The sequence below is a fragment of the Pseudoalteromonas sp. PSi26 genome, assembly GCF_054960575.1.
Genome location: NZ_JBHNYT010000005.1, coordinates 20,783 through 38,318 on the forward strand (window position 1 = coordinate 20,783; position 17,536 = coordinate 38,318).

Below are 17,536 nucleotides of genomic sequence, written 5' to 3' on the forward strand. Positions count from 1 at the left end.
TATGACCTAAATAACTCTTTATTTGTTGCTTATTCGTATTCTAACGGATCTGTAATATTGTTTAGTGCAAATGCTTCTAAACGTTCTTGGCAAGCACCACACTTACCACAGGCCTTTTCACGGCCGTTATAACAGGTCCATGTTTGGCTGTAATCTAAACCCATTTTTATCCCGTCAGTTAAAATATCAATCTTGGTGTTATTCAGATACGGGCTAAAAATTTCAACGGCATCATAATTAGCTATACGACACACATCATCCATTTTCTTCACAAACTCAGGGCGGCAGTCGGGGTAAATAGCATGATCTCCAGAATGTGCACCGTAATAAACTTGGCTTGCTTTTAGTGATACCGCATAACCAACAGCCAAAGAAAGTAAAATCATATTTCGATTTGGCACTATCGTGCTTTTCATGCTTTCTTCTTCGTAGTGGCCTTCTGGTACGTCGATGTTATCGGTTAATGATGAGCCACCAATAAGCTGATTAATAGCTGATATATCAACTATTTTGTGTGACACATTGAGTTTTTCACACACATTTGCTGCAACTTTAAGCTCTTTTACATGACGCTGACCATAGTCAAACGAAAGGGCATATACATCATGGCCTTGTTGCAGGGCTTTATTTAACACGGTGAACGAGTCCATACCGCCGGAATAAATAACAACTACTTTTTGCGTCATATCTGTTTTGCTCTTAGTTTTAATAGAGGTTTATATCAGGGCGCGATATACTACACGGCCTCGGCTTAAATAACAATTTTTGCTCAGCGCTTTTTCGTCTTTAATAGTAGCAATGTTGCTGCTAGGTAGTAAGTGAGATCTCTTTTGTACAAAATAAATGAAGTGTTTGAAACCATTCAAGGTGAAGCAAGCTTTACTGGCACACCCTCAATATTTTTACGCCTGCAAGGTTGCCCAGTAGGGTGTTCGTGGTGCGACACAAAACAAACATGGGATGTAGACAACGTATACAAAGTGTCTCTTGACGAAACCGTAGAGAAAAAAGCCGACTCAGATCATTGGGCCGATGCCAGTGCCGAGCAAGTACTTGAGCTGTTTAAATCACGTGGCTATACAGCAAAGCATGTTGTAATTACTGGCGGCGAGCCGTGTATGTACGATTTAAATCCAGTTTGTAAGCTATTGCACGATAATGGCTTTACCACACAAATAGAAACCAGCGGCACGTTTGAAATACTTGCCCCGGAGCAAACATGGGTTACCGTTTCGCCTAAAATAAACATGCGCGGCGGTTATGAAGTACTTACCAGCGCCATGAAGCGTGCCAATGAAATTAAGCACCCAGTAGCGATGCAAAAGCACGTAGAAGAGCTAGAAGAATTATTCTCTAAAACAGGGGTAAATCCTAAGCTTGTCTATTTACAGCCAATTAGCCAAAAGGTATCTGCAACCAAATTAGCAATCGACACCTGTATCGACAAAAACTGGCGCCTATCAATACAAGTACACAAGTATTTGGGAATTAGTTAAAGCGAAAGAGCAGCTGTAAGTGCTTAGCTGCTCTGCGTTAAGTTATATTCTGTAGATAAAAGGTTGGGTTGAGTGAAACGAATCCCAACATAGCAATTCCAATGCTCATTTATTCAAACATTCTTCACATTAACACACCAGCCTATTTAAACACGTAGCCGGATAAGCAAAGTGCTATCCGAGACGCTTAGTTAATTTCTTCCTTGCAGTGATAGCACTTATTTGTTGGCAGGCGATAGCTAGTAGCTGATTGCATTATCTGGTTTTTCTTACACTTTGGGCAAAAGTAATTAATAACATTCACAATTAGTACGATTGCAAAAATAAAACTGCCAATATAAAACGGGTTTGCATAAAACTGATTACTTGCCGGCGAAAACTGAAACCCAATAATACATGTGATCAAAGCCACTAAATACGCTTTAAATCTAACTGCCTTTTTCAAATTTAAATCCTTATATTTTGTTCTTTATGTACTTTTATCAAATAGTTTAGTGCTTATCCATATTTGATAAAAAAATATATCTCTGACAAAATAATTAGTGGGAAAGATGGTGCGTACTGGATTTAAGTGCACTTGAAGGGGAGTTTTGACTAGGTATTTTTTATCCAGCCGATACTGAGTACATAACGGCTACCTTTTTCTATTTTCGATACTTGGTGCTCGCTGATATCAGGACGAAATAACTTGATTCGTTTTGTTTCAAATAGGGGGTTAGAGCAAATAAACTCCCCGCCTATATCCGCTTTCTTTAACACAATATTTAGCCTGTAATGTTGACCAGCTTTAACGTGGTAAATGTGCGGAGGTATTTCACTTCCTTTTGGAAACTTTAATAAATACGCATCAAACTTTATTGGCCAAAATGCACCACAAATCAGCATTTTATCATAGCCTGATTTTTGCCTGCCTCGTGACCATCGAAATAGCTTTTTTACAAAATACATACACACTCCTTGATTTAGAAGCTTTTAATTGTTGCTTAAAGCATTATGCACATCGAATATGAGCACTTGGGGGCTTATAAATTATTCAGCACCATTTGTTTTATTTTATGAGCTTTTACAAAGTGATCTAATTGATGGGTTTGAATCCACCAAGTAGCAGCTTCCATTAACAGTTCAGGATTGTTGTTTTTATTAGCAAAAAAAGCATAGAAAGACAGGCCTACATTATCACCTTTACTGGCAATTTTTTTATCACACACTTCAATGATTTTAGTTCTTAATTCTTGTCTCATAAATAAGTGACCTAATAGATCGTATTGGTGAAAACAAAAAGGGACAAATTGTAACTTCAAATTCAAAACGAGCAATTGTATATTTATCTCTCGAAGATACTTTATTTAACCTGGATATTTAGTAAATAACATAAAAAAGCGCTGCTCTAAGACAACGCTTTATGTATTTTTTTGGAAGTAATTAGCTAGCTTATTCTGCTGCCAAATAATCAAGCACCACTTGGTGATGATCTTTGGTTTTAAATTTATCAAATAAGTGTTTAATTTTACCGTCTTGGCCTACTAAAAATGTTAGGCGGTGAATACCATCGTATTCTTTACCCATAAATTTTTTGTAGCCCCATACACCAAATGCTTCTGCAATGGCGTGATCCTCATCGGCTAATAAATCAAAGTTAAGCTCTTTTTTAGTTTCAAAGTTTTTAAGGCGCTTAATTGGATCTGGGCTAATGCCTACAACACGCGTGTTAAATTTAGCAAGCTCGTCTTGTTGGTCGCGCAGGTTTTCTGCTTGTACGGTACAACCCGGAGTAGAAGCTTTAGGGTAAAAATACACAAGTACTTGTTGCTCTTTTAACAATTCACTTAAAGTGATTGTTTCGTCGTTTTGGTTTTGTAAGCTAAAAGCGGGGGCTGTATCACCTGCTTGTAATGGACTAATTGTGTTCATGCTATTTCCTTAACGAATGCGTTTAAAAATATAATCTACGTTTAGGGTATGAGAAAGGCTCTCAAAACTAATTTTAAATTTATCTATGTCTACATCTATTGGGATATTAAATTCTACTTCACAGCGCATTTTTGTGTCAGTATCTTCGTTAAATGTATCTGACTTTAAAGAACAAATGCTGATGTGGTTATCGGCAAAAAAGCGTGTCACTTTGCTTAGTGTGCCCGGGGTATCTATACCTGTGTATTCGAGCGTGTAGCCGGCACAAAACTCGCCAGGGGTATGGCTTGTAGTGCGTTTCATCATGGTTAGCAGGCCAAGTTCCATTGCTTTGGTTGGTAACACATGTTCAATTCTGCTTATGGCCGACATGTCACCATGCAATAACATTATAAAGGTAAACTCACAGCCTAAAATGGCAATGCGGCTGTCTATAATATTACAGTGGCAGTCGCTAACCAATTGCGTAAGCTCACTGACAATACCCGGCCTGTCTTCGCCGATAGCGGTTAACACAATTTGATGATTTGAAAATGCAGTCATGGGTTAAAATACCTAAGTTACAAGGGTTATAACAACGCAATGGATAACACTACTAAATACACTCGAGGACGTGCTCGGCGGCGAAGTTTAACACAAAACGGTGTCTAAACTATAATGCGGGCTAATTAAGCGCGTTTAAAGTACGGTGTTTCTTGTTTTTACTGGCACAGGAAAGTACCATAGCTAAAATTTGCTTAATTGCCCTTAGTTTTTTTCTAAGTTGAGGTGCTGAACTTTATTGCAATTAAGTAGCCAAATAAAAATGTAAAGTTAATATTGATTTTACACTGAACCAAATCGGCATAACCCACTCATATATTTGTTAAAACAATTAAAGGGTATGCTAAGGAGAATTATCTGTGCAGTATTGGATCCCAAAAGCACTTGCAGTAAGTGCATTGGTAAGTTTATCAGGGTGTAGTGTATTTGTTAACGATGCGCATAATGAACGTAATTACCGCGCGCATGAGCCAGTAAAAGCACCAGCGTCTTTATCTCAGCCGGCTCAAGATCCAGTTTATAAAATGGAAGTAGGTCAATACAACAATAATCCAGACGCAACCAATTATCGCCCACCCGCTCAAGTACTCACTGTAGCAAAAGGCAGTTGGGTCGAAGAGGCTGATAATTTAGCACGCGTATATTTTGATAAAAACGATGGCATTGTTGATTTAGATGACTTTATTTGGGATTCAATTAAAGCTGTTTTAGCTGAAAATAACACCGCTACAACCAAAGAAGACAAGCTACTTGGTATTATTGAAACCGATTGGTACGCAATTATTAAAACCGAAGAAAGCTGGTTGTGGGGCGATGAAAAAAACGATGACCTGCAACGTTTTAGATTTTCTATTGAAAAAAAATCGCATGAACGTACAGCTTCTTTACGTGCTGAATTAATAGATTTTAAGGGTGATACAACACTTACAGACTTGCTTAAACAGCAATTAGAAGTGCGTGCACTTAACCAAGTTATTACGGAATTTGATTACCGCTATCGCCAACTTGAAGTTGATATGCGCAAGCGTCAAGGTATTATTTCTTTAGAAATGGGCTTTGACAATAAAGGCAATGCAGCGTTGGTTACTGAGCAATCTTACGATGCGGTATTTGATCGTTTTTCAGGCTTTTTAGAGCGTTTGTCGTTTACTATTGTTGAAATAAACCAAGATACAGGTTTAATTACAGCTGACTATAAAGCTCCAGAGAGCAGTATGTGGGATTCGATTTGGGGCGACGATGTTGCGCAATTACCTATTGATGAAGGCCAATACCAAATTTTAGTGAGTAAAACCAAGCAAGGTGGCACAAGCTTAACCTGGATGGACGATAAAGGCGAAACGCTTGAGCCAGGTACCATGAATGGTTTACAACAAGCACTAGAAGCAGCACTTATTAAGCGCGGCATTAAAATATAAATAATAATACGTCTTACCACAAAAAGAGCGCTTAGCTCTTTTTGTGGTTTTTATAGGTTAAAAATATGTCTCAATTATCAACTTCACCTCAGTACGATTGGCGTACTTGGTTTGCGTTCCTTGTGCCTTCGCTAATTGGTGTGTTTTTGTTTATGACGCCGGTGTCGAGCGGTGAAGCAATGACGATTCCTATTGCAATGATGGCCAAAGCCATGCAAGTATTTTTTGCAGATACAGCACAAGCCATTATTACTGCCATAATTTGTATAACGGGTGCGTTTTCACTCATTGTAAGTGTTTTTAAGCCTCAAGTGATTTGTAAAATACCGCTTTTAAATCATTTGTTTAACGTTAGTTGGATTTGGTTAGTTACGCGTTTATTTGGTACAGCATTTGTATTAATGACCTTCTTAGGCGTGGGGCCGCATGCGATCACGTCTGAAAATACAGGGGCACTCGTGTTAAACGACTTACTTCCTGTGTTGTTTTCGGTATTTATACTAGCAGGGCTTTTACTCCCTTTGTTACTTAATTTTGGGTTGCTTGAGTTGGTAGGTACATTATTAACTAAAGTGATGCGCCCGTTATTTGGCGTTCCAGGGCGAAGTGCCGTTAACTGTGTGGCATCGTGGTTAGGTGATGGTAGTGTGGGAATATTAATGACTGCGCGCCAGTACGAAGATAAATACTACACACAACGCGAAGCCGCTATTATTGGTACTACATTTTCTGCTGTTTCCATTACGTTTTGTTTAGTGGTTATTGGCCAAGTAAAGCTTGAGTATTTATTTGCTCCGTTTTATTTAACGGTGTGCTTGGCAGGTATTACTGCTGCTATTATTGTGCCGCGCTTACCACCGCTTAGGTTTAAAAAAGATTTACTTATTGATGGCTCAGAGCCTGATGCAAACTCAGAGCTGGTGCCCGAAGGTAAATCATTAGTGGGTCATTCTTTAGATATAGCGCTGGCCAAGGCAGATAAATCGCCGGGTGTAGTGGGCACATTAAAAGAAGGCGTACACAACGCACTTGATATGGTATTTGCTGTATTACCTGTTGTTATGGCCGTAGGTACATTTGCATTAATCATTGCAGAATATACGCCGCTATTTCAATATTTAGGTATGCCGTTTATTCCATTCTTAGAATTGTTGCAAGTGCCTGAAGCTGAGGCTGCAGCACAAACAATCATGGTTGGTTTTGCCGATATGTTTATCCCTTCAATCCTTGCAGCTGGGACTATTGAGAGCGATGTAACACGCTTTATCATTGCCGCGATGAGTGTGACTCAGCTTATTTATATGTCTGAAGTGGGGGCGCTGCTGTTAGGAAGCAAAATTCCAGTAAACATTGTTGAGCTGTTCGTAATATTTATTCTCAGAACACTTATAACATTGCCGATTATTTCGTTAATGGCACATTGGCTTGTTGGTTAAGCTTATTTTTAAATTAAAAGCCCTGATTTATCAGGGCTTTTTTGTGTCTTGTTTGTTTTTTAAGTGTGAGTCTGACTTTTTAAATTCCATATTAGCACTGTGTTTTATTAAGGCAATATTTCCTATTACAACACCAAATACCATCACCACAATGAGGATTACTTGCCATGTTTGCATTTTAATTTCTCAGTTTTTGTTTGCTGATTATTTTACGTTTTTAAATAGTAATTACCAGCAAACAAATCAATAGGGTATTAAAATCGCTTGGCAACCGATAAGGTCATAAATGAAACCCCGCATTAGAATAATGAATAATTCGCAAAGCAATGTTTGTATCGCCTAAGTCGGCAACGAGTCCAATACGATCTTCAAATTGATAATGGCTACTTAAATTTTTACCACCAAACTGTGTTTCGTCAATAAGTGAAACACCAATGCCTGCTTCAACATAAAACGGGGTGTTATTAAAACTAAATGCTGGAAACTGCAATACAGGCGATACCGCTAATACCAAGTTGGATTGTGAGTGGTGGTAATGCGCAAATTCCCACAGGTTTACACTGGTTTCGATATAAAAGCGGGTATCTCCAACTAAGTTTTGCATTTTTGGCATATGGTATTGATAAGCTAATTTTATTCCATTTATATTACCCGTGCCTTTAAGTACGTCGACAGCGTAGCCATGGTTTGATTGCGCTAATGCTGTGGTATTAATAAAAAGTGAGGCGATTAATAAAATAAGTATTTTAAAAAAGGATTTCATAGCTGCTCGCTGATAGTTGGTTTATCGAAAAAACAAATGATGAGGGTGGGGAGGTTATAAATACAAGACGAGAGAAAATGGGGATGTATACGGTGTGTTAATAGGTTTTATTAACTTATTGAAATTTAATTACTTAATCTATTGGTGCTTTTTGGGCATTAATAAGTTGCTTATTTGTGCCTTTTTTATTGCGTATTAATGACGTAAATTAGCCCTATCTTAATCACACAAACAAAAAATATTATGAAACTTATTAAACTATTTTTAATTGCTACCGCATTTTTAAGCACATCGCTTTATGCACAAGCTCAGCAATCACCAGATATACTTTTGGAGTCTGTTGCAGACACCCTTTTTGCTGATATAGGTAAAGTGAACAGTAAAGGTAATGCCAGTAAAAGTGAAATGTCGGGAATTGTTGAAAAACGTTTAATGCCACACATTGATATTAAGTTTGTGTCTTTTAAACTATTAGGTAAACACATTAAAGGTATTGAGCGCCAACAAGCTGTTGATTTTATTGACGCGGTTGAGCATTACTTAACTGGTACATATGCCGGTGCATTAATGAAATACACAGGCCAAAAAGTGGTTTTTGAGCGCAATAATGCACAAAGCGACTCAGAATATGCCACGGTTAATACGCAAATTATAGAGCCTAACGCCCCCACAATTGATTTAAGCTTTAAGTTACGCCTAGGTAAAGACAACCAATGGAAAGTGTACGACATTGTGGCTGAAGGTATTTCGCTTTTAAGTGCTAAGCAAAAAGAGATCATCCAGCGCATTTCAGATGTAGGCATTGACCAAGTAATTAGTGAGTTAAAGAACAAATAATTAACCTTTTTGTGTGAAAAAGATCAAGCCCAGCTCCAACCTAAAAAGCAGCCAAGTAATTAGTTACTTGGCTGCTTTTATATTTTTGATTATTCATCTACTTTGTTCTAGCGTGGCGATTTGGGTGTGCTAGAATATTGCCTCTTTGATTAAGCGTGGTGTCAGCTGAAAGCTGTTATAAACTGACCACTTACCTAAGCTACACTGGAGTTGTGTTGTTTTAATGGAAAATGTACTGATTTGGCCAAAGGAATATCCGTTACTCATTAAAGGTCTTGTAGAGCAAAACGGTGCCTTTATTTTAGATGCATTAGAAGCTTGGCCTGCTTGTCGTTCTACAAATGAAGACGATGGTGTGTGTACCACTGTTTTGCCCCCTATTTATTATTTGGCCTGGTTAACCCCGCTTGAGCCTTTTGAAGAGTGTTATTTCCAACATATTTGTGAATACGACGAAGATGCACAAGCGTATATTGGCGCAATGAAAACTCATTTTTACGATAATGAATATACCCCAGAGAGCTTAGTGCTTTTGTTGTGCCAACGTTTAGAAAAATACGCAAGTGTTGCTGCACAAAATGCCGTTGAAACACCGCTTTCATTATTAAGCTTATTTTTTAGTAAACGCTATTTTACACTGATTGAACATGCGTTAAATAATGGCAGTAAGCTCAGTGCTGTTGATGCGTTATCGCTTTGGAAAGAAGTTGATTTTAGAGATCGCTTAAGTCACTTTATACCGGAGTCAATTGCTGACCTAGCCGTGTTAAGTGAACTTGCAAGTGACAAAGTAGCAATGGGTAAAGACTATTTTACTTTATTAAAACAAGTGTCGCCTGATGTTGATTCTGTTGTTTTACTTGAGCAAGCATTACTAACACATTTGCGTAAAAAAACGGCTAAGCAAACAATGGCTATGCGTTTTATTGAGCAAGGAGCAACAGGCACATTAGCTGATGAAAACGGTAAAACTGCATTTATGTGGGCAGCAGAGCGTGGTTTTGTAAACGTGGTGCAAACCTTATTACCTCAGCAAGATAAAAAAGCCCTTGATAGCCTTGGTAACACTGCATTGCATTATGCTGTGCTCTCTAAAAATGAATCGTTAATGGTGATGCTAATTAAAGCCGGGTTTGATTTTAGAGCGCGTAATAACGAGGGCTTAAGTTGTTATAGGTTGGCTGTGAGTATCAAAGCGCAAAACCTAGTTAAATGCCTAGAGCGTGACTTTGGAATTAAAGAGCTATCCCCTGAAGGGCAATTTGATCGTATTAAAAAAGTGCATGTTTTACATGCTATTGTGACTTTATTATTGCCATTACAGTTATTTTTCTTTTTTGATGAAGCGCTGACCATAAAAAGTGAACTGACGCTTGGTTTAACTATGGTTACGGTGATTTGTTTCTTCTTTGCTATGAGCTTAAAGCGCTGCGCTTTGTATCCACATATAAAACACCCTTGGGGTTTATTTATATTGAGGGGCTTTTCGTTATTGAGCTTATTAGCTCAGCTAGGTTTAGCAGGTATCGTGACCTTGGCTGCACTAAGCGAGTTGGTTTAAATAGTTAATACATATTTAAAATGTATAAAAGCGCGTTTACCCAATAGTAAACGCGCTTTTTATTTTACTTTTGAAGCTCGTTAGCGGCTTTTTCGTCGGCTAAATCTTCTTTTAGTTTGCGAATTTTTAAGCCTAACTCTTGCCCGCGGTATCTTGCATAATAAGTACACCCAATAAACATGAAAGATGCAAACAACAACTCAAGTAACACCCAAATCAGCTCATCAGGTGCAACCCAAAGCATAGTTAAACCATGAATAAAATAAAGCATGACAACAAAGTTTGCCCAAGCGTAGGTATAAGTACTGTCTTTTATAATACCTCTAAGTGGGAGTAATAGAGGAATTATAGGTACAAATAGCGACATAACATCCAGCGGGCCCTCTTGAGGCGGCACAAAGTACATCCATAATGGCATTAAAATGAGCAGGCCAATATAGCCAATTAAAGCAATACGTTGAAATTTTACGGTTATTGGCTTTTTAACAGGGGGGGGCGCTGTGTTCATTGAAGTTTACTCGCAATTTTTGTCAGGCGTATACCAACGCTTTGGCATATTTTAATTTCGTCTTTACTTAACTGAGCACTATTATTGCTACCAGCAACGTGCGTAGCGCCATACGGAGTACCGCCAGTTTGTGTCCCTAATAATTCAGGTACATCGTAAGGTACACCAAGTAACATCATTCCGTGATGAAGTAAGGGTAATGATAAATTAAGCAGTGTGGCCTCATTCCCCCCATGCATACTGCTTGACGATGAAAACACACACGCAGGCTTATCAATTAGTTGGCCTTTAAGCCATAGCTCGCTGGTGGTTTCCCAAAATGCTTTGGCTTGAGAAGCCATCATACCAAATCGGGTAGGTGTACCAAAAGCCAAGCCATCACATTGTATGAGGTCATCTTTACTAATAACAATGTCGTGCGGGTTTTTAGCGACAAATGTTCTCAGTAGGGCTGTTGCGCCTTGTTGCTCTATTGACTCAGCTATTTCATGGGCCATTGCTTCAACAGAGCCATGGCTCGAGTGGTATAGTACCACGATGGTTGTACTCATTATAAAACGCTTAACACGTTTTCTGGTGGGCGACCAATTGCGGCTTTACCACTGTGCTCAACAATAGGGCGTTCAATTAACTTTGGATGCTGAACCATTGCGTTTATAAGCGTGGTTTCGTTTGTTTCGTCTTTTAAATTTAGCGTTTTGTACTCGGTTTCTTTTGTACGCATTAAATCACGAGCAGAGCTAAAACCAAGTTGATCTATAAGTGTAGTTATTTGATCAGATGTTAAAGGCGTTTTTAAATACTCAACAACGGTGGGCTCGATTGACTTACTTTGTAAAAGGGCAAGTGTTTCACGCGACTTAGAACAACGCGGATTATGATAAATAGTAACAGACATAAAAGTTTCCATAGTGTGAATTGCCTCTATTTTAGGGCAACAGCTTGCAGACTTAAAGCCTTGCAAGCTCTTTTTGTAAACGGCGGTACTGAGTAAGTAATGCTTTTAATCGCTGCTGTTTTATTAGCTCTGTTGATTCTACGAAGTTAAGCGCTTTTTGGATTTCATCAGCGGCTTTCATGTAAGCACCGTATTGCGATAGCACGTCAGCGTTTGCTTCGTGATAGGCCGCCAATTTGTCTTGTTTTTTGTACGCGTCAGCCAGTAGCTCTTTACCTAAACTATGCTCTGGTTTTTCTAATAAAAAACCTTTAAGCACGTTTTCAGCAAGTTCGTATTGCTTAGCTTCTAATGCTGCATTTGCATAGTTGAGCGTAATTACTTGATTGTTAGGGCGGTAATTATGTAGTTCAGCTAAAAATGAAACGGCTTCGTCGGCTTTTTTTTGCGCTATGAGTAAATCAGTTTGCGTATCAATATAAAATAAATTCTTAGGGTCACTTTTTAATAGCTTGCTTAAAATAGTGTCTGCTTCATCCAGTTTTTCTTGATCAAGTAAACTTAACGCTAAACCGTAATTAAGTGCTGTATTGCTGTAGCTGTTTTCACGAAGGAGTTTTCTAAATAAGGCTTCAGCATTTTCTGGTTTATTGTCGTAACGCGCAAGTACACGGCTTTTAGCAAGATTAAATTCGAGGCTTGCAGGTAAGCGACGCTTTGGGTACTGCTCAGCCCGAAGACGCACATCAGACACTCGACTTTCTGGCAGTGGGTGAGTAAGCAAAAATGCAGGTGGTTTATACTTATAACGAATTTGTGCAGCCAGTTTAGTTAAAAAGTCGCTAGATGCACGCGCATCAAACCCTGCATTATTAAGTGTTTGCATGCCTATTCGATCAGCTTCTTGTTCAGCAGAGCGACTGTGCGTTAATTGGCTAAATGCAGATTGTGTTTGGCTAGCTGAAATAATGGCAATACCAGCGTCAGGGGCAACAATAGTTGCTAAAATACCGGCTATCATCCCCGCTATGGTCATTGCGCTGTTATCTTGTTGTTGCTGAATTCTGCGTGCTAAATGGCGCTGAGTCACGTGAGCGATTTCGTGACCGAGCACAGATGCAAACTGACTCTCGCTATCGGCTTGCGCAATAAGGCCTGTGTGAACACCGACATGTCCGCCGTAAAAAGCAAAGGCGTTAATGTCAGAGTTATTGATCCAAAAAAATGAAAACGGAAAACGTACATCGTTTGCGTTTGCGACAAGCTTTCTACCAATAGTAGTTAGGTATTCATCTAATACGGGGTCGTTAATAATAGGTGAGCCACCACGTATTTGCATCATCATTACTTCCCCAATCGCTTGTTCTTTTTCGAGGGGGAGTACTTGTAATGCAGAAGTTCCCAAGTCAGGAAGATTAAAGTTAGTTTGCGCCTTTAATGGCTCACTTACTAGAAGGCTAAATGTAAGTACGGCACTGCATAAAGATATAAAGGCTGATTTTAGCTGCATTTTATTCCTTGTTTATTGGCTCGCCAATAGCAATTTTGGCTATGTCTATTTCGTCACTGCTTGCACGGCTGTCTTTTTCGCACAATTGATAGAGCTCTTTTATTGAGACTCCATCTACCTTTATTACGTTCAACTCTCGCTGTAAAAAAGTAATAATTTTATGAACAACTTTGTGAGAGTGCAAAATAAGGGCTTTATCGGCTTTATCACCGCGTTCAAAGTAAAAACCAATAAACTTATGTAATTGATTTAACCTTAATAGTACTTTCATTGAATGCGGATCCCACACTCTAAATTCCATAAAGCGGTTATCTTTTATGTATTGGTCAACAACAATATCTTTTGCATAAGGCAGTGCCCACAGTTCAAAGCCCCTGTCTGTAAATACCTGATGTAATGCAATGCGAGGTTTATGTTTGGTATGGATCTCACCTAAATCGTCCTCAAAGCCGTCGAGTATGTCTAGATTCCAGTTACGTCGGTCGATAAGTTGTTTTACAGCGTTATCAAATCCATGCTCTAAAACACCTTCAGACTCACTTACTGAAGAGGCAACTAAATGATAAAAGGGAGGAAGCTCCCCCCAATTTATTTGCTTTTTATACCAATTAATCTCTTTGAGTGTTGGATTACTTGGTAAATGCGCTTTATTATGTGTGCGAGACATTAATCTGTCCTTAACCTGTCCTTACTACTAACTATGTATTACAGAATAAACCATTGCAGGCATTGTTTTAAGAAAAAGTTACATTTGTTGATATTTTATAGGCTACCGATGCACATCAATACGACTTATTATTCATTTTAACAAATTGGTAGAACGAGTATGTTACACCAAGATTTACGAAGTTATAGATGCCCTCAGCAGTTTATTCAGTTTAAATTAGGGCTACGTGAAGCATTATCTAAACAGCAAGCCATCACATTTACAATTGCTAGTGATGAGAGCGTGGATGATATTGAGCAGTTTCTCAAAAAATATGCTTACAGTTACAACTTAGATAAACAACAAGGTTTATTATTAGTGGAGCCATTACGTGTTTGAATATATAAAAACATGGTACGAAAGAAAATTCTCTGATCCTCATTCGGTCACCCTATTATTTTTACTACTCGTTTCTGTTGCCTTACTTTACTTTTTTGGCTCGTTAATTGTCCCGGTTTTAGTAGCATTAGTTATTGCGTATTTACTTGATTGGCCTGTTGTACATTTAGAGCGCCTTGGCTTACGCCGATTTACTGCAACCGTGATCGTAATGCTTATATTTACAGGCATTATGCTTACTTTAATTTTAGTGATTGGTCCTGTTCTGTGGAAACAAACCAGTAACTTAGTGCAAGAAGCCCCTCATATGTTAGAGCAAGGTAAGTCGTATTTAGTTGCCTTACCCGAGCAATACCCAAGTTTAATAAATGCCGACCAAGTACAGGGTATTGTTGCTACTGTCGAGGCTAAAGTTATTGAGTTTGGCCAAGTGGTTTTATCATTTTCATTAACGTCGTTAAAAGATGTTGTAGCGTGGCTAATTTATCTAGTGCTTGTACCGTTGCTCGTGTTTTTTATGCTTAAAGATAAGTTGGAGTTAACGGGTAGTGTGGCTAAATTAATTCCACAACAGCGTCGTTTAATTTTGCAAGTATGGAATGAAATGAACCAACAAATTATGAATTACATTCGCGGGAAAGTGTTTGAAATTTTAATTGTAGGTGGCGTTTCGTTTATTGCGTTTACATTTTTAGATTTACGCTACGCAGCCTTGTTAGGTGTGTTAGTTGGTTTATCTGTGTTAATTCCGTTTGTGGGTGCTGCGCTGGTGACTATTCCGGTCGCTGCTGTGGCGTTATTTCAATTTGGATTAGAAACTCAGTTTTGGACTATTTTGATTATTTACGGGATTATTCAGGCCCTTGATGGCAACGTCCTCGTGCCATTGTTATTTTCAGAAGCGGTTGACTTAAATCCTGTATTTATAATTGTCGCAGTTTTGTTTTTTGGTGGTCTTTGGGGCTTTTGGGGGGTATTTTTTGCCATTCCTTTGGCTTCGCTTGTTAAGGCATTGATTACCGCTTGGTCTTCAACGCAAGAAGAGCTAAATAATAAACTCACAGAAGGTTAGTTCAAAAAGGCATAGAAAACGCACCGTCAGTACTAATTGATTATTACTCAATACGTCCAAAGTTATATAATATTGGTAATAAGATATATCTTTTAGTAATAAGGTGCGTTTTTAGATGTCTGACTCTTTATTAAGCTCTGAGCAAATTTACCTCGATGCAAATGCAACAACGCCGGTGTTGCCATGTATTGCTCAGGTGGTCTCTCATACAATGCAAATTTGCTTTGGTAATCCATCAAGCCCACACATTACAGGTATTCAAGCTAAGCATTTGTTAGAGCAAACTCGTGAAAATGCACGAACAGTGATAGGCGCAAAAGAGGGAAATATTTTATTTACCTCTGGCGCGACCGAAGGCATTCAGACCGCTGTCGTATCCACACTCATTAATGCTAAAACTCATAAAATAGATAATCCAGTGCTGTTGTATGGTGCTACAGAGCACAAAGCGGTACCTAATACATTAAAGCATTGGAATAGTGTATTGGGCATTCATGCTCAAGTTTTGGCTATTCCGGTGGATAATAATGGCATTTTAGACTTAGCGTTTATCGCTGAACATATACCTAATGCGTTAATGATATGCACCATGGCGGTTAATAACGAAACGGGAGTTTATCAAGATTTAGATGCTATTGAACAAACGATCCGTTTTTTAAACCCTGACGTGTCGTGGATGGTCGATTGTGTTCAAGCATTGGGCAAAAAGCAACTTAATCTAAGCGCGACTACAATAGATTACGCTCCCTTTTCGGGCCATAAACTTTATGCACCTAAAGGCATAGGTTTTTTATATATACGAGCTGGCAGTGCCTATACGCCTTTCATAGCAGGGGGCGGGCAAGAGAGCGGTATGCGTTCGGGTACCGAGAACTTACCCGGTATTGCCGGGTTAAATAAACTATTTAGCTTACTGCTAGACAGGTCAGATACCACGTTTAAACCAATCGATGTGCTCAATAGCTACCGCGCGCAAATAAAATGCGCGATTGAAGATACTTTTGGTGAGGTTACGTTTAATCATAGTTTTGAGCATTCGGTACCAACAACACTCAACTTTGCGGTAAATGAACTAACAAGCAAAGAAGTGATTGATTTATTTGATGCTGCTGGTATTCGTGTCAGTGGAGGGTCTGCATGTAGCACGGGTTCTTCAACGAGCTTTGTGCTTGATGCTATGGGCGTTAACCAATGGCAGAGTGAAAATGCAATTAGGCTATCGTTTGGTCCCGCAGCTACAGCCGAAGAAATAGCAAATGCGTGTGAATCTATACGTGCATTAAAAGCCATTTTGCAGGCTAACTGTTTAATCGTATCTGATAGCGCAACACCTCACCAAGATGTGTGCGCGATTGGTTTAACGCAGTTTAGGCACCAAGGAGCTTGTTGTTGGTTATATGTAAGTGAGAATAAACAGGCAATTATTATAGATCCTATTGTAGAGCTCATACCGCGTTTAGAAAAAATAGCCAATACACAAAACCTCACTATTAAGGCAGTGCTTAATACGCATGCTCACCAAGAGCGCCATTGCGGCGTTATTTTATTACGCAGTGTATTAGCGAGTCGATGCGATGACATTGAAATAGATAAACTGGGTTGGCCAATACATGCAGCGCATATTGACCTTAATAACCAACGATTAGAAAAAATAGCCACACCAGGGCACAGTGAAGATAGCGTAAGTTACGTTTTAAAAAGTGAAGATAACCACATCAATTATTGCTTTTGTGGTGACCTAATATTACCAGCAGGCTTGGGGAACACGTCTCTGGCTGGTGGCAATGCAAAGGCCATGGCTCATTCTATTCTAGCGCTTGCTGAGCAGCTAGATAAAACAAGTGTGATTTGCTCAGGACATGATTATTTACAATGTTTTGCGATGAACTGGGAGGCAGAGCAACAACAAACACCTTTATTAAACGGATTAATAAACGGCCAAATGAGTATTGATGAATTTGTTATTAAAAAACAGCTTGATGATCAGGCTAAAGAAAAATCGAGGTCACAATTGTGTGGTTATGTCACCGCGTTGCCCGAATCATATATTCAGCAATTAAATTTTGATAATGCAAAGGCAATGCTTACTAAAAACGATGCGTATTTGATTGATACCAGAGAGCCATATGAGCATTGTGCTAATAATGTATCGCAATTGTTTCGCATCAAAAAAATAAAAACACTCAATATACCGCTTAGTAGAATGGCTAACGCATTGATGGAAGGTCAGCTTAATAAGAGCGGTAAATATATATTGTTGTGTCGTAGTGGTAACCGATCAAAGCTTGCGGCTGCTAACCTAACACAACTCGGGTATCAAACAGTGTATAACTTAGAGGGTGGTTTGGCATTGAGCCTCTAATTATACGACACTAATAGGATTCAAATTAAATCGGCTCTGGTAGCCGATTTTTTATTTATTCACATAAATGTCATAACTATTAAAAAAGTACTGAACGTTTAGTAAAATTCACGAACATAGCAACTTAATCGATTAAGCTTTGTGGGTGCCTTTGAAATTGCGGGTAAAATAATTTG

19 protein-coding genes and 1 pseudogene are annotated in these 17,536 nt (G+C 38.8%); 8 read left to right on the plus strand and 12 right to left on the minus strand.

Annotated elements, in window-relative coordinates:
- Positions 1-29: 29 nt before the first annotated feature.
- Positions 30-710, minus strand: a complete 681-nt coding sequence (gene queC / locus ACFI34_RS06665; RefSeq protein ID WP_462673056.1) for a 7-cyano-7-deazaguanine synthase QueC — start codon at positions 708-710, stop codon at positions 30-32.
- 120 nt (positions 711-830) lie between these two features.
- Here queC and queE point away from each other — a divergent pair, with 120 nt between their 5' ends.
- Entirely contained in the window at positions 831-1,496 is a 666-nt protein-coding gene (gene queE / locus ACFI34_RS06670; protein WP_462673057.1) for a 7-carboxy-7-deazaguanine synthase QueE, read from the plus strand.
- Between the two features lie 594 nt (positions 1,497-2,090).
- On the opposite strand, the gene ACFI34_RS06675 is transcribed toward queE, so the two are convergent.
- From ACFI34_RS06675 to ACFI34_RS06690, 4 genes are all read right to left on the minus strand, one after another.
- Positions 2,091-2,444 carry a 2OG-Fe(II) oxygenase gene (locus tag ACFI34_RS06675; protein WP_462672894.1) on the minus strand — a complete coding sequence of 118 codons (354 nt, stop codon included), beginning with the start codon at positions 2,442-2,444 and terminating at the stop codon, positions 2,091-2,093.
- A 74-nt stretch (positions 2,445-2,518) separates the two neighbouring features.
- Positions 2,519-2,737 (minus strand): DUF6500 family protein, encoded by a 219-nt coding sequence (locus ACFI34_RS06680; RefSeq protein ID WP_058404143.1) that lies wholly within the window; start codon positions 2,735-2,737, stop codon positions 2,519-2,521.
- Between the two features lie 190 nt (positions 2,738-2,927).
- On the minus strand, positions 2,928-3,407 hold the full coding sequence (gene bcp, locus ACFI34_RS06685) for a thioredoxin-dependent thiol peroxidase (protein ID WP_058404144.1): 480 nt from the start codon (positions 3,405-3,407) through the stop codon (positions 2,928-2,930).
- A 9-nt stretch (positions 3,408-3,416) separates the two neighbouring features.
- Positions 3,417-3,950 (minus strand): glycine cleavage system transcriptional repressor, encoded by a 534-nt coding sequence (locus tag ACFI34_RS06690; protein ID WP_462672895.1) that lies wholly within the window; start codon positions 3,948-3,950, stop codon positions 3,417-3,419.
- A gap of 359 nt (positions 3,951-4,309) precedes the next feature.
- Between ACFI34_RS06690 and bamC the strand changes: the two genes are divergently transcribed.
- On the plus strand, positions 4,310-5,368 hold the full coding sequence (bamC, locus tag ACFI34_RS06695; RefSeq protein WP_462672896.1) for an outer membrane protein assembly factor BamC: 1,059 nt from the start codon (positions 4,310-4,312) through the stop codon (positions 5,366-5,368).
- Between the two features lie 65 nt (positions 5,369-5,433).
- Positions 5,434-6,804 (plus strand): YjiH family protein, encoded by a 1,371-nt coding sequence (locus ACFI34_RS06700; protein ID WP_462672897.1) that lies wholly within the window; start codon positions 5,434-5,436, stop codon positions 6,802-6,804.
- Positions 6,805-6,834: 30 nt separating this feature from the next.
- Here ACFI34_RS06700 and ACFI34_RS06705 read toward each other — a convergent pair whose 3' ends face one another.
- Positions 6,835-6,981 (minus strand): DUF2897 family protein, encoded by a 147-nt coding sequence (locus ACFI34_RS06705; protein ID WP_006792328.1) that lies wholly within the window; start codon positions 6,979-6,981, stop codon positions 6,835-6,837.
- A gap of 77 nt (positions 6,982-7,058) precedes the next feature.
- Positions 7,059-7,567 (minus strand): annotated as a pseudogene (locus ACFI34_RS06710) (acyloxyacyl hydrolase).
- 243 nt (positions 7,568-7,810) lie between these two features.
- Between ACFI34_RS06710 and ACFI34_RS06715 the strand changes: the two are divergent.
- Positions 7,811-8,404, plus strand: a complete 594-nt coding sequence (locus tag ACFI34_RS06715) for an MlaC/ttg2D family ABC transporter substrate-binding protein (RefSeq protein WP_462672898.1) — start codon at positions 7,811-7,813, stop codon at positions 8,402-8,404.
- A gap of 223 nt (positions 8,405-8,627) precedes the next feature.
- Entirely contained in the window at positions 8,628-9,965 is a 1,338-nt protein-coding gene (locus ACFI34_RS06720) for an ankyrin repeat domain-containing protein (protein WP_462672899.1), read from the plus strand.
- 64 nt (positions 9,966-10,029) lie between these two features.
- Here ACFI34_RS06720 and ACFI34_RS06725 read toward each other — a convergent pair whose 3' ends face one another.
- Genes ACFI34_RS06725 through ACFI34_RS06745 form a run of 5 tightly spaced genes read right to left on the minus strand, consistent with a single transcriptional unit; the run spans position 10,030 to position 13,548 of the window.
- Positions 10,030-10,473 (minus strand): DUF2069 domain-containing protein, encoded by a 444-nt coding sequence (locus ACFI34_RS06725; protein ID WP_462672900.1) that lies wholly within the window; start codon positions 10,471-10,473, stop codon positions 10,030-10,032.
- Entirely contained in the window at positions 10,470-11,024 is a 555-nt protein-coding gene (gene wrbA, locus ACFI34_RS06730) for an NAD(P)H:quinone oxidoreductase (RefSeq protein WP_006792333.1), read from the minus strand. The genes ACFI34_RS06725 and wrbA overlap by 4 nt, the downstream gene beginning before the upstream one ends.
- A complete protein-coding gene (gene arsC / locus ACFI34_RS06735) occupies positions 11,024-11,371 on the minus strand; it encodes an arsenate reductase (glutaredoxin) (RefSeq protein ID WP_462672901.1) in 348 nt (115 codons plus the stop codon). Before arsC ends, wrbA begins: the two co-directional genes overlap by 1 nt.
- A 52-nt stretch (positions 11,372-11,423) precedes the next feature.
- Positions 11,424-12,881, minus strand: coding sequence for a beta-barrel assembly-enhancing protease (gene bepA, locus ACFI34_RS06740; protein WP_006792335.1), 1,458 nt, complete (start codon positions 12,879-12,881; stop codon positions 11,424-11,426).
- 1 nt (position 12,882) lies between these two features.
- Positions 12,883-13,548 carry a hypothetical protein gene (locus ACFI34_RS06745; protein ID WP_462672902.1) on the minus strand — a complete coding sequence of 222 codons (666 nt, stop codon included), beginning with the start codon at positions 13,546-13,548 and terminating at the stop codon, positions 12,883-12,885.
- 159 nt (positions 13,549-13,707) lie between these two features.
- Between ACFI34_RS06745 and ACFI34_RS06750 the strand changes: the two genes are divergently transcribed.
- From ACFI34_RS06750 to ACFI34_RS06760, 3 genes are all read left to right on the plus strand, one after another.
- Complete coding sequence (locus tag ACFI34_RS06750; protein ID WP_462672903.1) at positions 13,708-13,926, plus strand: sulfurtransferase TusA family protein; 219 nt, start codon at positions 13,708-13,710, stop codon at positions 13,924-13,926.
- The gene (locus tag ACFI34_RS06755; RefSeq protein ID WP_462672904.1) at positions 13,919-14,998 is read left to right on the plus strand and encodes an AI-2E family transporter; all 1,080 of its coding nucleotides are present in this window, start codon (positions 13,919-13,921) and stop codon (positions 14,996-14,998) included. The genes ACFI34_RS06750 and ACFI34_RS06755 overlap by 8 nt, the downstream gene beginning before the upstream one ends.
- A gap of 115 nt (positions 14,999-15,113) precedes the next feature.
- Positions 15,114-17,360 carry an aminotransferase class V-fold PLP-dependent enzyme gene (locus ACFI34_RS06760; protein WP_462672905.1) on the plus strand — a complete coding sequence of 749 codons (2,247 nt, stop codon included), beginning with the start codon at positions 15,114-15,116 and terminating at the stop codon, positions 17,358-17,360.
- Positions 17,361-17,536: the final 176 nt, after the last annotated feature.

Bases quoted from the DNA above. Each gene is read 5' to 3' on its own strand.
- bcp (WP_058404144.1), bottom strand. From the start codon at position 3,407: ATGAACACAATTAGTCCATTACAAGCAGGTGATACAGCCCCCGCTTTT.
- ACFI34_RS06705 (WP_006792328.1), bottom strand. From the start codon at position 6,981: ATGCAAACATGGCAAGTAATCCTCATTGTGGTGATGGTATTTGGTGTT.
- ACFI34_RS06725 (WP_462672900.1), bottom strand. From the start codon at position 10,473: ATGAACACAGCGCCCCCCCCTGTTAAAAAGCCAATAACCGTAAAATTT.
- arsC (WP_462672901.1), bottom strand. From the start codon at position 11,371: ATGTCTGTTACTATTTATCATAATCCGCGTTGTTCTAAGTCGCGTGAA.
- bepA (WP_006792335.1), bottom strand. From the start codon at position 12,881: ATGCAGCTAAAATCAGCCTTTATATCTTTATGCAGTGCCGTACTTACA.
- ACFI34_RS06675 (WP_462672894.1), bottom strand. From the start codon at position 2,444: ATGTATTTTGTAAAAAAGCTATTTCGATGGTCACGAGGCAGGCAAAAA.
- ACFI34_RS06680 (WP_058404143.1), bottom strand. From the start codon at position 2,737: ATGAGACAAGAATTAAGAACTAAAATCATTGAAGTGTGTGATAAAAAA.
- ACFI34_RS06690 (WP_462672895.1), bottom strand. From the start codon at position 3,950: ATGACTGCATTTTCAAATCATCAAATTGTGTTAACCGCTATCGGCGAA.
- ACFI34_RS06700 (WP_462672897.1), top strand. From the start codon at position 5,434: ATGTCTCAATTATCAACTTCACCTCAGTACGATTGGCGTACTTGGTTT.
- ACFI34_RS06750 (WP_462672903.1), top strand. From the start codon at position 13,708: ATGTTACACCAAGATTTACGAAGTTATAGATGCCCTCAGCAGTTTATT.
- ACFI34_RS06760 (WP_462672905.1), top strand. From the start codon at position 15,114: ATGTCTGACTCTTTATTAAGCTCTGAGCAAATTTACCTCGATGCAAAT.
- wrbA (WP_006792333.1), bottom strand. From the start codon at position 11,024: ATGAGTACAACCATCGTGGTACTATACCACTCGAGCCATGGCTCTGTT.
- ACFI34_RS06745 (WP_462672902.1), bottom strand. From the start codon at position 13,548: ATGTCTCGCACACATAATAAAGCGCATTTACCAAGTAATCCAACACTC.
- ACFI34_RS06715 (WP_462672898.1), top strand. From the start codon at position 7,811: ATGAAACTTATTAAACTATTTTTAATTGCTACCGCATTTTTAAGCACA.
- ACFI34_RS06720 (WP_462672899.1), top strand. From the start codon at position 8,628: ATGGAAAATGTACTGATTTGGCCAAAGGAATATCCGTTACTCATTAAA.